At 74.1% G+C, this 15,027-nt stretch carries 11 protein-coding genes; 5 read left to right on the top strand and 6 right to left on the bottom strand.

Annotation, left to right across the window (positions count from 1 at the left end; genetic code table 11):
- Positions 1-8: 8 nt before the first annotated feature.
- Positions 9-3,764, top strand: coding sequence for an RICIN domain-containing protein (locus AB0N04_RS32500; protein WP_360218940.1), 3,756 nt, complete (start codon positions 9-11; stop codon positions 3,762-3,764).
- An 89-nt stretch (positions 3,765-3,853) separates the two neighbouring features.
- On the opposite strand, the gene AB0N04_RS32495 is transcribed toward AB0N04_RS32500, so the two are convergent.
- Positions 3,854-6,055: a hypothetical protein gene (locus AB0N04_RS32495; protein WP_360218937.1), complete on the bottom strand. Its 2,202-nt coding sequence runs from the start codon at positions 6,053-6,055 to the stop codon at positions 3,854-3,856.
- Positions 6,056-6,457: 402 nt separating this feature from the next.
- On the opposite strand from AB0N04_RS32495, the gene AB0N04_RS32490 reads away from it, so the two are divergent.
- Entirely contained in the window at positions 6,458-7,045 is a 588-nt protein-coding gene (locus AB0N04_RS32490; RefSeq protein ID WP_360218934.1) for a TerD family protein, read from the top strand.
- A gap of 197 nt (positions 7,046-7,242) precedes the next feature.
- On the opposite strand, the gene AB0N04_RS32485 is transcribed toward AB0N04_RS32490, so the two are convergent.
- Entirely contained in the window at positions 7,243-8,793 is a 1,551-nt protein-coding gene (locus AB0N04_RS32485) for a lytic murein transglycosylase (RefSeq protein WP_360220659.1), read from the bottom strand.
- Between the two features lie 184 nt (positions 8,794-8,977).
- Positions 8,978-9,676: a hypothetical protein gene (locus AB0N04_RS32480; RefSeq protein ID WP_360220656.1), complete on the bottom strand. Its 699-nt coding sequence runs from the start codon at positions 9,674-9,676 to the stop codon at positions 8,978-8,980.
- A 382-nt stretch (positions 9,677-10,058) separates the two neighbouring features.
- Between AB0N04_RS32480 and AB0N04_RS32475 the strand changes: the two genes are divergently transcribed.
- Entirely contained in the window at positions 10,059-10,472 is a 414-nt protein-coding gene (locus tag AB0N04_RS32475; protein WP_360220653.1) for a hypothetical protein, read from the top strand.
- 60 nt (positions 10,473-10,532) lie between these two features.
- Positions 10,533-10,907, top strand: a complete 375-nt coding sequence (locus tag AB0N04_RS32470; RefSeq protein ID WP_360220650.1) for a hypothetical protein — start codon at positions 10,533-10,535, stop codon at positions 10,905-10,907.
- A 27-nt stretch (positions 10,908-10,934) separates the two neighbouring features.
- On the opposite strand, the gene AB0N04_RS32465 is transcribed toward AB0N04_RS32470, so the two are convergent.
- The 3 genes from AB0N04_RS32465 to AB0N04_RS32455 form a co-directional block, all read right to left on the bottom strand.
- Entirely contained in the window at positions 10,935-12,551 is a 1,617-nt protein-coding gene (locus AB0N04_RS32465; RefSeq protein WP_360220647.1) for an alpha/beta hydrolase, read from the bottom strand.
- Between the two features lie 100 nt (positions 12,552-12,651).
- A complete protein-coding gene (locus AB0N04_RS32460; protein WP_360220644.1) occupies positions 12,652-13,284 on the bottom strand; it encodes an NAD(P)H-binding protein in 633 nt (210 codons plus the stop codon).
- Between the two features lie 66 nt (positions 13,285-13,350).
- Complete coding sequence (locus tag AB0N04_RS32455) at positions 13,351-14,304, bottom strand: EamA family transporter (RefSeq protein WP_360220641.1); 954 nt, start codon at positions 14,302-14,304, stop codon at positions 13,351-13,353.
- Positions 14,305-14,413: 109 nt separating this feature from the next.
- On the opposite strand from AB0N04_RS32455, the gene AB0N04_RS32450 reads away from it, so the two are divergent.
- Positions 14,414-14,917: a MarR family transcriptional regulator gene (locus AB0N04_RS32450; RefSeq protein ID WP_360220638.1), complete on the top strand. Its 504-nt coding sequence runs from the start codon at positions 14,414-14,416 to the stop codon at positions 14,915-14,917.
- Positions 14,918-15,027 lie beyond the last annotated feature (110 nt).

The following is a 15,027-nucleotide window of genomic DNA, read 5'->3' as shown; positions in this document are numbered from 1 at the left end:
TTCCGAACATGCCTCCACCGCGCTCGGCGCGTCGGGGAGCGGCGCGACTCGCCGCCCTCGCGGCGAGCTGCGCCCTGAGCGTCGGTCTGCTGACCGCGCCTGCCGCGGTCGCCGCCGATGCCGCACCGCCCGCCCCGCACGGCCCGAGCGGCACTGTCCCGCCGCTGGTGCCCCCGACGCAGGGCCCGGCCCGAACACCCCTGCAGCAGGCGATGGTGGACGCCGTCGCCAAGGCCCGGTCGACCGGCAAGGCGGTCGTCGTGGAGGCCATGACCAACGAGGTGTCGAAGACCGTCGCCAACGCGAACGGCACCCTCACCACGACGGACAACGCCCAGCCGGTGCGAACCCGGCAGAACGGTGCCTGGGCCGACCTCGACCCGACCCTGCGAGCGAACGCGGACGGCACCGTCGGCCCCGCCGTCTCGAACACGGCCCTGGCGCTCTCGGGCGGTGGCGGCGGACCCATGGCCACGATCTCCACCGCCGACGGGAAGAAGCTTTCGGTCGGTGCCCCGTTCCCCCTGCCCAAGCCGGCGCTGAACGGATCCACCGCCACCTACGCCGACGTCCTGCCCGGCGTCGACCTGCAGCTGACCGCGCTGCCCATCGGGGGATGGCGCGACGTGATCGTGGTCCGCACGCCGGAGGCGGCGGTCAACCCGGCACTGAAGACCCTGCGCTTCCCGATCACCGCCCAGGGCCTGACGGTCACCTCCGACGACCAGGGCCGCATCGACGTCAAGGACGACAAGGGCGCCCTGCGCTTCCGCTCCCCGTCGGCGCTGCAGTGGGACTCGTCGACGACCGCGGCGCCCGCCACGGCGCCGAAGGCCGCGAAGGCCGCTGCCGCGGCGGCACCCGCGGCCGACCCCGGGCCTGCGCCGGCGGGCGGTATCCGCTCCTCCGCCGAGGCGCCAGGCGACGGGGCGAACGTGGCCGCCATCGGGACGAAGGTCACCCCGGCGGCGATCGAGCTGACGCCGAACCAGGGCGCACTCGGGTCGGGCACCGGCCCGTGGTACCTCGACCCGTCCCTGGTCGCGACCAGCTCGGTCCAGGGGTCGGTGGAGGTCCAGGAGAACCACAAGACCGCCGAGAACTTCAACAAGAAGACCAACCTGGCCACCGGGTTCTGCGGCTACCACAGCAGCGACCCGGCGCTGGACTGCGGCGTGACCGGACGTCAGCGCGCCTACTTCCAGTTCGGCATCAACCCCGCGCTCTACACCAAGCCCGGTGGGGCGGAGAGCCCGCCCACCATCTCCACCTCCACGCTCAGCGCCCAGGTCACCGGTGCCTCCAGCCCTGACACGGACACGCCGTTCGTGGTGTACTCGGCGCCCAAGCCCATCCACGAGCACACCAGTTGGAACGACCAGCCCTGCGGCACGAGCAAGACCGTCGTGATGGAGAACTGCCCGACGGTCAACGGCCAGTGGCTCAAGGGCACCGGCCCACTGGCCGTCGACGTCACCGCCATGATGAAGCAGGCCGTCGCCGGCCAGTGGCCTTGGTGGACCGTCGGGATCGCGCCGATGAACAACGAGTTCGAGGCCTCGTACCGCCACTACCTCGCCAACAACCCGTTCATCACCACCACGTACGACATCACGCCGACCGTCTGGTACCCGCGGACCAGCCCCGCACCCGGCTTCGCGTGGAACAACAGCACCAATGAGTGCACCAGCGGTGGTACCCACCCCTGGGACAACCCCGGTTGGATCAGCAGCAATCAGAGCATCTCGTTGATTGCGAACAGCTACTCCCCGGCCGGTCAGTCCCTCTACACCAGCTACCGGATGTGGGACGACAATGACGGCAACTACTCCTTCACCGAAGGACACTGGGGCGGCCCCTACAACAGCCCCGCCGAAGCCGTCTCCCCCGGCGCACTGAGCGACGGCCACCAGTACGGCTGGTACGCCCAGTCCAGCGACGGCATCCTCAGCTCGCCCGGCAGCGCCGCGTGCTACTTCCGCATCGACCGGACCAACCCCCGGGTGAGCATCGGCTCCACCGACTTCCCGCCCTCCGGCACTCCGAACCCGACTCCGGCCAAGTACATGAACGACTGGGGCAGGTTCACCGTCAACGCCGAGGACCCGGCCCCCGGCCAGGGTCTGCAGGCCTCCGGCATCGCCTGCGTGCGAGTCAGCACCGACCCGACCCCGGTCGTCGGTTGGCGTTGCGGGCAGAACGGGACGCTCGCGCCCGGGCAGCCCTACGACTACCAGCCGCGGCAGTGGGGCACCAACACGCTCTACGCGTGGGCCATGGACAACGCCGGCAACTACAGCCAGCCGGCGCTCTACAACTTCTACGTCCCCTGGAAGCCCGGCACCCAGCCGCTGTTCGGTGACGTCACCAACGACCAGCAGCCGGACATCGTCCTGGCCGACAAGAACGGCGACCTGCGGATCATCGGCGGCACCACGGACCCGGCGAACTCCCTGGCCGCCCCCGCCTCCGCGGCGCCGGGCAACCGTGACTTCGGCGCCACCTGGGCCGACTTCCAGATCAGCCATCACGGCACCTTCGCCGTCGGCCAGCCGGTCGACCAGATCGTCGCGCACTACACCAAGGACAAGGCGCCGCAGCTGAAGGACGCCATGTACCTGATCCCGAACGACGGCACGGGCCGATTCGGCGCCCAGGCATCGGCCTCGCTGAACCGCCCCACCAGCTGCACCACCTACGGCACCGGCGCACGCTGCGCCGCCTACACGCAGAAGGTCTGGAGCAACGTCTCCCAGGTCGTGGCGATCGGCACCCCGGAGGGCGAGTCGGTCGGCGGCGAGCCCAACAACCCCTCCCACCGGGTCATGATGACCCAGACCTCCCTCCTGACCGTGGAGAACGGGAACCTCTACCTCTTCCAACCGAACGGCCTCAGCGACGGCCTCGACAGCGCGACGCTGATCCCCACCACGAGCGGCACCTGGTCGGACTACGAGATCCTCACCCCCGGCTCGGCCAACGGCGCGACCACGGTGCCCGGGACGGCGAACACCACGTACCAGACCACCATATGGGCGCGGCACCGCACCAACGGCACCGTCTACGCCTACCCGCTCACCTGGAAGGCCGACGGCACCGTCGACTACTCCGCGCTGACCAGGCCCGACGCCGGCACACCGATCCTGACCGGCGCCAACTGGACCACCGCGGCCCAGCCGCAGGTCGGTGCCGCCGATCTCAACAACGACGGCTACCCGGACCTCTGGGCGGTGAACGGCGCGAACGCCATCACCGTCTTCCCCGGGAAGAGCAGCGACGGCACCAGGAACAAGGTCGACGGGTTCGGTGACTGGCAGTTCCTCGGCTACGCCGACGCCAGTGTCTCCGTGCACCCCGCCACCGCGAGCTGGCAGTGCATGGATGCCGTCGGCGGGCCCCACGACGGTGCCGAGGTCGCCATCTACAGCTGCTGGGAGACGGCCGCCCAGCGGTTCAGCCCGGCGACGGACGGCACCATCCGTGCGGGCAGTTACTGCCTGTCCACCAAGGACGACGCGCTCGGCAACGGCACCCGGGTCGTCCTCGCGACCTGCACCGGTGGCAGTGGCCAGAAGTGGAGCGTCCGTTCCGACGGCAGGATCGTGCTGCCCGCCACGGTGGATCCCGCCGGCAACCCGGGTGGCCGGTGCCTCGAGCTGCCCGGGTGGGCCACCGATCAGGGCACCCGGCTCGGCATCTGGGACTGCCCCGGTGTGCAGGCCAACCAGCAGTGGAGCCTGCAGTACGAGCAGCACACTCCCTGAAGGGGACGGCCGTGAGGCCGCGATGAGGTGAACGAGGACGTCCGTGGGGCGGGGCTCCGGGTGGTTCGGGGCGCCGCCCCGCGGGCGTTCTAGCGGGTGGTGATGGTGACGACGGAGTACTGGGTGAGGGTGAGGGGGATGCTGAGGGTGGTGCCGGTGACGGTGTGGGGGGCGGGTTTGGGGGTGGGGTCGGTGCCGTCGGGGGTGGCGACGGTGACGGCGGTGGGGGTGGTGCCGGGCGGGAGGGTGTAGGAGAGGGTGCAGTTGGCGGGGGTGGTGCGGAAGGCGGCCGGGGTGTCGCCGAAGTTGGTGAAGTTGACCAGGTGGACGACGGTGTCGGCGCCGAGCCGCCGGGCGTCGAGGTAGATCCGGCGGTCGCCGGCCAGGGTGACGGCGGGCGGGGCGGACTGCCGTACGGCGGCGAGCAGTTGGTCGGCGGAGGCCTGGTCGGTCCTGGTCAGGTAGCTGAGGCCGGCCCGGTTGCGGACGTACCAGCAGGTGCCGGCGCCGTAGGTGTTCTGCCGGGTGGCGGGGAGCGGGTCGGCGCGGCGCAGGCCGAGGACGTCGGAGAGGGCGAACTCGGTTCTCTGGCCGCCGAGTTCGTCGAGTGCGGTGGGGGCCGGGCCGGTGATGACGATGGTGCCGCCGGCGGCGACGAAGCCGCGCAGCGCGGCCGCTTCGGCGTCGGAGACGGCCTGCAGGTCGGGCAGCAGCAGGACCTTGAAGCGGGTGAGGTCGGCGGCGGTGAGGCCGGGGCTGGGCACCGTGTCGAAGGGGACGTGCGCGTACACGAGGGCCTTCACGGTGCCGCGGAACTCGCCCAGCCAGGGGACGGCGGCGCAGCTCTGCTCCGGGTCGTCGCCGCCCCACCAGTCGGTGATCCCGGCGGGTGCGGTGGCGTTGGCGTACATGCCGATGCCCGCGCCCGGGGCGACGTAGTCGCGGGACGGGCTGGAGTGGTAGACGCCGACCTCGGCGATCGGGGCGGCGTCGTAGAGGCGTTCCTGGTTGGCGCGGACGAAGGCGTACATCCGGGTGCGCATCGCGGCGTCGACGGTGTCGTTCTTGAACGGGGTCTTCACCTCGTACGGGTTGCAGCCGGCGGCGATCAGCTGGGACATCACCAGGGAGGCGTCGTCGGCCTGCCAGCCGTAGGAGAAGGCCCAGGCGGGTTTGGTGCCGCTGGCGCCGCGTGCGTACTTGTACATCGAGATCAGGCAGACCCAGTCGGTGGCGGTGGCGTGCCGCATGCCGTCGTAGTTGCCGAGGATGTCCACCTCCCAGACCTGGCTGACGGCGCCCTCGGCCTGGCGCAGGTAGCCGCCGTCGAGGCCGATCGAGGTGGCGTAGCGGTAGTCCATCGAGACGGTCTCGACGAAGGTGACGAGGTCGGGGTTGACGGAGCGGCCGGCGGCGGCGATGTCGAGCTGGAACCGGAGCAGGTTGCGGTGGCGCCACTCGACGTAGCGGCGGAACGTCGGGTCGGCGAAGTCCGCGGCCTTGGGGAGGGCGAGGCCGGTGTCGGCCCTGAAGGCTGCCGCGCCCCAGGTGGAGGCGTCGCACCAGGAGAGCACGCCGTCGAAGTAGATCGGGACGTCCGGCCAGATGCCGTCCACGCCGGTCGCGGCGACGCCCTTGATCCGCTTGAGGTAGTAGTCCCGCCAGGGCGAGTTCGGGCTGAGCCAGACGCTCTCGTCGCCCGGGTCGACCCAGACCACCACGCTGCCGTAGAACACGTTGGGCCGGCCGGCGAGGTCGCGTTGGACCCAGTTCCCGCCCTGGTCGTTCTTGTAGAACGAGCGGCCCTTCTCGCCGCCGGGGGAGATCAGCTCCAGTGACGGGTAGTACATGACGACCTTCAGGCCGGCGGCGTGCGCGAGGCCGGTGAAGGTCTTCACCTCGGCCATGTGGGCGGCGAACTCGGCGTCGGTGAGCCAGTTGGAGAGCAGGGTGTCGAGCTCGATGACGCTGACGTTCTGCGCCTTCAGCGCGTCGACGGCGCTCTGCATGTCGGCGGGCTCGTTGAAGGTGCCGTCGGCGATCCGGGCGAACCGGGCCCAGTCCGGCCAGGGTTGGGCCCCGCCCGCCGCGCCCGTCGTAGTGGTTGGGGCCGCCGGGGCCGCCGGGGCGGGTCTCGGGCCGGCGGCGGGGGCGGCGGCCCAGGCCCGGCCGCCGGGCAGCAGGCGGACGGCGGCGAGTGCGCCGCCGGTGCCGAGGCCGGCCCGCAGCAGGCGGCGGCGGCCGGGGCGGGAGGTGGCGGGTGCGGGCGGTGTTCCTTCGGGTTCGGACATGGTGGTCCCCCAGCGTGAGTCGGCGGATCCCGGGAACGTGCGCGGTGCGCTCGGTGCGGAGGCGGCCGTGCTCCCGGTGGGCGGCGCCTCCGCGCCGACCCTAGACGCCGGATCGCCCGGGTGTTCGGGCCGCGTCGACGGCTACGCCAGACGTCGGACCGCCGTGTCCCCGGTTGGGCGAGCCGGATCGCTCGGGTACGGAGGGCGGGTCCTCCCCGCGGCGCTTGACAGTGTTCGGACCAGTGCAGGTGGTGAGGGGCGCGGGGCTGCGGGGTAGGGGTTGCGCAGTACGCCCGTCGGATGATCGGAACGCCTTCGACAGTGCTGTAGATTCACGGCACGAGCGGCGGCCGGGCGCGACGGGAACGCGGCACGAGCGGCGGCAGGAACGAGGAGGGCGCGATGAGCGTTTCGCTGGCCAAGGGGCAGAAGATCAGCCTGGAGAAGCCGGGCGGCGGGCAGCTGGGTGTGGTCCGGATGGGCCTCGGCTGGAAGGCCGCGCAGCCCAAGGGCTTCTTCGCCAAGCTGCTGGCCGCCGGCCGGGAGATCGACCTGGACGCCTCGGCGGTGCTCTTCTCCCAGGGGCGGCCGGTCGACGTGGTCTTCTTCCAGCACCTCACCAGCAACGACGGATCCGTCCGGCACAGCGGCGACAACCTGGTCGGCGGCGCCGGCGACGCGACCGACGACGAGTCGATCACCGTCGACCTGACCCGGATGGCCGCCGAGGTCGACCAGATCGTCTTCACCGTCAACTCCTTCACCGGCCAGACCTTCCAGGAGGTCGAGGCGGCGTTCTGCCGGCTGGTCGACGAGCAGACCGGGGCCGAGCTGGCCCGCTACACGCTGACCGGCGGCGGACCGTACACCGCGCAGATCATGGCGAAGGTGCAGCGCACGCCGGCCGGTTGGCAGATGACGGCGATCGGGCAGCCGGCCAGCGGGCGGACGTTCCAGGACCTGATGCCGGAGCTGGTCAAGCACCTGTGACCGGGCCGCCGCGGCCCGGCCGCGCGCGAGCGGATGGCGCGAGCGGACGGCGAGGGCGTGGCAGCCGCGGCACGGCGACGGTGACACGGAGACGGTGACACGGCGACGGTGACACGACGGCCACGGCACGGCCACTGCAGGACGACGAAGGCGGCGGCCCGCACCACCCGGTGCGGGCCGCCGCCTTCGTCGTGCCGTCAGCGGGCCGTCGGAGCGGCCGAGGGGGAGAGGGACGCGCTCGGCGTCGTGCCCGCTCCCGGGGCGGTCGCGGCGGACGGGACCGACGGGGTGCCGGTCGGCGTGGCCGCGGCGGTGGGCGTCGCGGTGGCGCAGCCTGTGGGCGTGCCGGTGGGCGTGCCGCTGGGGGTGGCCGCCGGAGTCCCGCTCGGGGTGGCGGTCGGGGACGGCGTGCCGGTCGGCGTGGCGGTGGCCGTGGCGGTCGGGCTCGGGCAACCGGTGGGCGTCGCGGTGGGCGTGCCGCTGGGGGTGGCCGTCGGCGTGCCGCTCGGCGTCCCGGTCGGGGTGGCGCTCGGGGACGCGGTGCCGCTGGGAGTGCCCGTCGGGGTGGCCGACGGCGAGGTGGTGCCCGTCGGCGTGGTGGTCGGCGCGGGCGCGGTGCCGGGCGTCTCCGTGGGGGTGGCGCTCGGGCTGGTCGTCGGCTGCGGAGCCGGCTGCTGCGGCGAGGGCTGGTCCGACTGCTGGGTCGGGGCCGGGGAGGTCGGCTGCGCGCTCGGGCTCGGGGCGACGGTGCTCGGGGCGACGGTGCTCGGGGCGACCGGTCCGGTGGTGCCGGCGCCGCCCGTGGTGCCGGTGGCGGCGCCGGTCGGGCGCAGCAGCGGCGAGGGCGAGGAGGTGGTCGGGAGCAGCGGGGAGGGCCGGTTCGGCACGGTGGTGACGGTGCCGCTGCCGAAGTGCGCCATCCAGGTGCGGACCGTCCGCAGGTACTCGCCGGAGTTGTTGTAGCTGAGGACCGCGCGGTCCAGCTGCGCCGGGTCGGCGAGGTCCCGGCCGCCGGCGCAGAGGTAGCGGCCGGCGCTCTCGGCGGCGTCGAAGACGTTGTTCGGGTCGGCCTTGCCGTCGCCGTTGGCGTCCGCGCCCCACGTCGCCCAGGTGGAGGGGATGAACTGCATCGGTCCGACGGCGCGGTCCCAGCGTGCGTCGCCGTCGAAGCGACCGCCGTCGGTGTCGGCTATCGCGGCGAAGCCGTTGCCGTCGAGGGCCGGGCCGAGGATCGGGGTGAGGGTGGTGCCGGCCGCGTCCACCTGGCCGCCGTTGGCCTGGCCGGACTCGACCTGGCCGATCGCCGCCAGGAGCTGCCAGGGCAGGTGGCAGCCGGGGGAGCGCTGGGCGGCGGAGGCCTCGGCCTGGCGGTAGGCGGCGAACACCGTCGAGGGCAGGGCCGGCCCGGTGGCGGCGAAGGGGCCGGGCGCCGGCGCGCCGGGCAGGGTGTTCGGGGGCTGCGGCAGCAGGACGGTGCCGCCGCCGTCGGCCGGGACGCCGGTGCCGAAGGTGCCGCCCGGGGTGGCGGTGCCGACCGGGGCGGAGGCGGTGCCGTAGCGGTCGCCGCCCTGGGTGGTGGCGCCGGGCGGCGTGGCCGCGTCGGCGGCCGCGACGGAGGCGAGGCCGAGGCCCGTCACCTGAGAGCCGGTCAGGGCGGCGAGTGCGGTGAAGGCCGCCGCCGTCCCCGTGACCCGCTTGCCTAGCCGCGTCGCACGCCCGCCCCGGGCCTTGCCGAACCTCGTCGTCATGCCCTGCCCCTCCCCATTGCCGTCCGCTCCTCCCCGGAACGGACGGGTACACGTCATCGTGCCCGCCGTCGGCCGACGGCTCCCACCGTCGCAACGATTAGTATCACGACGATCTGACGGCGGAGAGGCCGCCGGACGGCCTGCGGGTTGCGGCGGCCGGGCCGACGCCGCAGGTCAGTGCGGGTCAGGAGGCCAGCCGGGTGGCCAGGACCCCGGCGAGCACGGTCTCCGCGACGACCTCGGCCGGGGCGTTCGCCTCGTCGCCGGGGGCGCGGCTCTTGACGGCCTCGACGGAGTAGACGTGCCCGTCCGCCTGGAGGTAGACGACCGGGTGGCCGCCGCCCTTGCGGGTCGCGAGGACGGCCTGGCGGCCCGCGCCGTTGATCGGGGTGACGGTCAGGTCGGGGTCGGCCTGCACGGTGGCGAGGGTGGACGGCGGGACCTCGCGGACGGCGGCGTAGGACTCGCGGGAGCCCCAGGTGCACCCCCAGGGGCGGGTGCCGTCGGTGCCCGGGTCGGGGTGGGTGCCGGTGAAGGGGCCGGTCGTGCCGATGGCCTGGACGACCTGCGGGGAGGTCAGCAGGGTGCAGGCGTCGGCGGGGCGCTTCCCGGCGGGTGCCGGGGTGCCGGGCGCGCCGGTCGGGGGCGTGGCCGCGGTGGGCGCGCCGGTCGCGGCGGGCGCACCGGTCGGCGGGGTGCCCGCGGTGGTGGCGGGCTCGGTGGCGCCGGTGGCGGGCGCGGTGGCGGCGGTCGTCGCGGGCGGGGCGGCGGAGTCGTTCTTCGGGGAGGACGACGAGCAGCCGGTCAGGACGGCGGCCGTGAGTGCGGCGGCCGGCACCCAGGCGAGCCGACGGCCGTACCGGATAACCGAGTTGCGGTGCATGCGATTCCCCCAAAGTCCTGTCCGTCGGGCCCGATCGGCTCGCGGAGGCGGTACAGGCAGGGATGCTACGGGCTGGAGGTCGGCGGGATCTCCGGTTTCCGTAACGGGAGTTGACCGGGAGCGTAACGACGGAGGGCCGCGCGCGGAGGGGGCCGGACGGGCGGTCCGGGGCACGGGGGTGGTACGTGCGCGTCGTTCCGGGCTCCCCGGCGGCGCCCGCCGGCGACCGCGCTGACCTGCGCCGATGCCTGGCGCCCCGATCGGCGTGCCTTAGCAGGACGGGTGCCCGGACGCCAGGGGGCGGCCCCAACTCCGCCCTGGACGGGTGACGTTCTGGTGAAAGTGGGCATGCCAGGAATCACCGCCCGGCATGCTGTGCCCCGTGACGATGCGGATGGAGGCCCAGACCGTGAGCGCGAACCTGCCGGAGACCGTCGCCGCCGACGGCACGCTCGTCCTGCCCGCGCCCCGCCGGGTGGTCGACGACCTGGCCCGCGACCTGACCCAGGCCGCCGCCGCGGTGCGGGCGGTGTCGAGGGTCGGCCGCGGCGGCGGGGACGTCGCCGTCGCCGCGTACACCGCCGTGGTCTGCACGGGCCGCTCGGCGGCCCGGGCGCTGGAGGAGGCCGCCTCCTGGTGCCGGCAGGCCCCCGAGGCGGAGGTGCACTCGCTCGCCTGGGCGCGGGTGCCCGGGCACCGGGACGACGTGTACGAGTACCGGGTGACCCTGGCCGTCAGCTTTCCCGACGACGAGACCGGCGAGCACCTCGGCGACACCCATCACGGCCGCCGCTGAGGCCGCTGAGGGCGCCACCCGTCACGGCCGCCGCTGAGGCCGCTGAGTAGGATCGCCCGCATGGGTGATGGGGACACGAACGACAGGACGGCCGGCCGGACCGGTGGCCCGGTGGGCGTTCCGATGGAGAAGCCGCACGGTCCGGCGGACGGACTCGCCGACCGGGCGGCCGAGTTGACGCCCGACCCGACGGGCGGCCCCGACGACGGTCCGCGGGAGCTCTCGCGGACCGCCGCCGTGGTCACCACGGTGCTGGCCGCCGTGTGCGGTGCGGCCGTGCTGCTGGCCGTGTTCCACTGGTTGGGCTTCGGGGTCCCGTGGATCGGCTGGATGGTCGCGAAGGCCGGCATCAAGCTCGTCGTCGGCGGATTCGCGGGGCTGGCGGCCGCCTGCGCCTGGCTCCGCACGAGGCTGCGGTCCGGGGCTCAGGCCTGAGCTCGCGCCCGAGCGGCCGCCGGCCGGTCACCCCGCCTGCGGGGAGGGGCAGACCAGGTCGTGCTCCGGGGCGCGGCCGTCCAGCAGGTAGCGCTCGACGGTCTGCGTGACACAGGAGTTGGTGCCCGGGTACTGGCCGTGGTCGCCGTTCCCGGTGACGGTGACCAGCCGGGAGCCGCGCAGGGCCCGGTGGGCGCCGACCGCGGCCTCGTAGTACGTGGCCGGGTCGTGCACCGAGTTGAGCATCAGCACCGGCGGCAGGTGCGCGCCGGTGACGGTGACCTCGGGGGCGGGCGCGACCGGCCAGGCCGCGCAGACGGCGCTGAAGGCGAGGGTGCGCGCACCCGCCAGCGGCCAGCGGGCGGCGTTCTGCGCGCCGCGCTCGACCCAGGTGTCGAGGTCCCTGGTCCACGGGGTGTCGGAGCAGGTCACCGAGAAGTACTCGGCGAGGAACTCCGGGCTGAGGTACTGGCCGAAGGCCTTCCGGGCCATCGCCTTGGCCGCCGGGTCGGCGGTCTGCCAGTCGTCGACGGCGGTCAGTGCCTGCGCGAGCAGCGGGAAGAAGTCGGCCCGGTAGATCGCGCTGATCGCGCCATTGTCGAGCTGGTTCGGACCGATCGTCAACGGCCCGTCGACGATCGGCCGGTCGTGCAGCGCGGCGCGCCGCTGCTCCCAGTGCGCCTGCACCTGCTCGGGCGTGGAACCCCAGTGGTAGGTGGCGTCGCGGGCCGCGAGCCAGGGCACGAAGTCCTCGTCGAAGCGGCGCTGGAAGCTCATCGGCTGGCCCAGCTCGAAGGTCTCCCAGCTGCCGTCGAAGCCGATGTTGCTGTCCAGGACCATCCGTTCGACGCGGCGCGGGAAGAGCGTCCCGTAGTAGGCGCCGATCATCGAGGCGTAGGACGGGCCGTAGTAGCTGATCTTCCGTTCGCCGAGCAGGGAGCGGAAGAGGTCGATGTCGTGGGCGGTCTGCCCGGTGTTCAGATAGGGCAGCAGGTCGCCGCTGCGCTCCTGGCAACCGGCGGCCAGCTTACGGGAGTTGGCGATGACGCGGTCGATCGCGGCGGGGGACTGGTCCCGGTAGTCGCCGGCCAGGAAGTCCTGGAACTCCTGCGGGGTCTGGCACACCGCGCGGGTGCTCGCGCCGACGCCCCGCTGGTCGAAGCCCACGATGTCGTAGGCGGCGCCGACGGCGGGTGCGGCGGTGGCGAGGTCGGCCGGGCGCAGCAGGCCCGAGCCGCCGGGGCCGCCGGCGGCCATCAGCAGGGTGCCCTTCCGCGCGGCCGGGTCGGTGGCGCGGTGCCGGGAGACGGCGATGGTGAGGTCGGCCCCGGTGCCGGGGTGGTGCCAGTCGCGCGGGGCGGCCATGGTGGCGCACTCCAGGGCGGGTTGCTGCGCGCAGGGTGCCCAGGCGAGCGTCTGCCGGGTGTAGCGGGCGGGTGCCGGGTCGGAGTCGCCGGGGTTGCCGGTCGGGGCCGCGCCGGCCGGCAGGGCGAGGCCGGTGAGCACGGCGGTGGCGGCGGCGACGGTCACCGCGGCGCGGCGGACGCGGGAGGCGACCGCCCGCAGTGCGGGGGCGGTCGCCTCGGCGCCGGCCCTGGCGCTGGTCCGGGTGCTGTGCTGGGCGTTGTCAGGCGTGGTGTTCACGGAGTCGATCCTGTCCGAGCGCCTCGTGACGGTCGATCATGCCCGCGTCCGTGTCCGGGGTGGTGCTGGGTACACCCCGGACCTGCGGCCCGCCCCCGGTTCAGTAGGCGGCGGTGAACCGGGCGCGGCGGTGCGCGGGCTGCTCGGCCTCGTCGAGTAGGGCGACGGCGAGGTCCTCCATGGAGATCGTCGAGGCGCCGTCGCCGTCGACGAGCAGTTCGTCCCGGCCGAGGCGGAAGCGGCCGGTGCGCTCGCCCGGTTCGAGCAGGGCGGCGGGGCTGAGGTACGTCCAGTCGACGACGGTGTCCGCCCGGTAGAGGTCCAGCTGCTCGTTGCAGGCGCGGGCGATCGGCAGGATCTCGGCGGGGAAGTCGGGTGCGTCGGCCAGCGGGGTGCCGTCGGGGAGGGTGAGGCTGCCGGCGCCGCCGACGACGAGCAGCCGGACGTCCGACCCGGCGAGTCCGGCCAGCAGGCCGCGGGTGGCGGCGGCCAGTTCGGGCTCGTTGCCGGGGGCCGGACGGGTGGCGCTGACGACGAGGTCCTGCCCGGCGGCGAGACGGGTGACGTCCTCGGGCCGGCGGGCGTCGCCGACGGCGAGGGTGACGGCCGGCGGGAGGCCGTGCGGCTTGGCCGGGTCGCGCAGGACGGCGGTGACCCGGTGGCCGCGGGCGAGCGCTTCGGCGACCACGCGTCGGCCGACGTTGCCGGTGGCGCCGAACACGGTGATGCGCATGGGGATCTCCTCGGGTTGGTGGTGCGGGTGCGGGTGCGGGTGCGGTGAGGCGGGTGTTGCGAGGGGTCAGGCGTTCTCGCGGAGCGCCTCGCCGGCCGACCGGAGCTGCGGGCCGGTGGCGGCCGCCGGTTCGGGTGCGGTGGCGGCCGCCGGGGCGGCGGCGGGGCGCGGGCGCTGGGTCTGGGCGGCGAGCAGCGAGCCGAGGACGACGACGGCGCCGAGGGCCTGGAGCGGGGAGAGGTCCTGGCCGAGCGCCAGCCAGCCGAGTGCGGTGGCGACGACGGGGCTGAGCAGGCCGAGGAAGGCGACGGAGGTGGGCGGCAGGGCGCGGATCCCGCGGAACCAGAGCGCGTAGGTGACGGCCGCGCCGATCAGGCTCAGGTAGCCGTAGCCGAGCAGGTTGGCGGCGCTGAGGTGGGAGGGCGGGGCGCCTTCGACGACCAGGGCGACGGGGACGAGCAGCAGGCCGCCGGCGGTGAGCTGCCAGCCGGTGGTGGCGAGCAGCGGGGCGGGCGAGGTCCAGCGCTTGGCGAGGACGACACCGGTGGCCATCACCACCGCGCCGCCGAGGGCGGCGGCCACGCCGACGGCGTCGAGCCGGGCGCTCGCCCGCAGGACGAGCAGGCTGACGCCCGCGATGCCGGCGATGCCGGACAGCACCGTGCGCAGGGTGAGCCGGTCGCCGAGCAGTGCGGCGGAGAGCCCGGCGGCGATGAGCGGCTGGACGGCGCCGACGGTGGCGGCGACTCCGCCGGGGAGGCGGTAGGCGGCGATGAAGAGGAGGGCGAGGAAGGCGCCGATGTTCAGTGCGCCGAGGACCAGTGAGCGCCACCACCAGCTGCCCTTCGGCAGCGTGCGGGTGAGGGCGATCAGCAGCAGCCCGGCGGGCAGGGCGCGGAGGACGCCGGCGAGGAGCGGGCGGCCGGGCGGGAGCAGTTCGGTGGTGACGAGGTAGGTCGACCCCCACACTGCGGGGGCGATGGCGGTCACCAGCACGATTCCGAGTCGATTCCTTAGCACTAAGCCAATATATCTCAGCGCTAAAGCATGTGACGGCCGGTCCGGCGTGACATGGCTCACAGTTATCTCACTGCTAAGGAATTCGGGCGGCATCCCCTACCCTGAACCCGTGGCAGATCACGTGGACCGAGTAGTCGCGCAATGGGCCGCCGAGCGGCCAGACCTGGACGTCTCCCCGATGGAGGTGCTCGGCCGGCTCAAGCGGCTGTACCGGCTCGTCGACGGGGAGCTCAACCGCACCTTCGGCGAGCACGGCCTGGACGCCGCCTCCTTCGACGTCCTCGCCACCCTGCGCCGCAGCGGCCCGCCCTACCGCCTCACCCCCACCGGCCTGATGCAGTCCGCGATGGTCACCTCCGGCGCGATCACCCAGCGCCTCGACCGGCTGGAGGCCCGTGGCCTGGTCACCCGGACCCAGAGCGACCAGGACGGCCGCAGCCGCGTCGTCGGCCTCACCCCCGAGGGCCACGCGCTGATCGACCGCGCGCTGCCCGACCACCTGGCCACCGAGCGCCGGCTGCTCGCGGGCCTCGACGAGGCCCGGACGGCCGCCCTCGTCGACGCGATGCGCGCCATGCTGGCCGCCCTCGACGACAGTCCGGAGCAGCGCTGACGTTCCCGTGGGTGCTGGGCGGCACCGGGGTTGCCCGTGCCAGGGGCGGCGCTGCCGTTCCCGGTGGTCGCGGAGCAGCGCTGCCGTTCCCGGTCGTCGCGGAGCGGCGC

Origin of the sequence: Kitasatospora sp. NPDC051702 (assembly GCF_040681575.1) — a bacterium.
Lineage (GTDB): Bacteria > Actinomycetota > Actinomycetes > Streptomycetales > Streptomycetaceae > Kitasatospora.
Note: the sequence above shows the minus strand (reverse complement) of the source record. Positions and strands in the feature narration are given on the sequence as shown.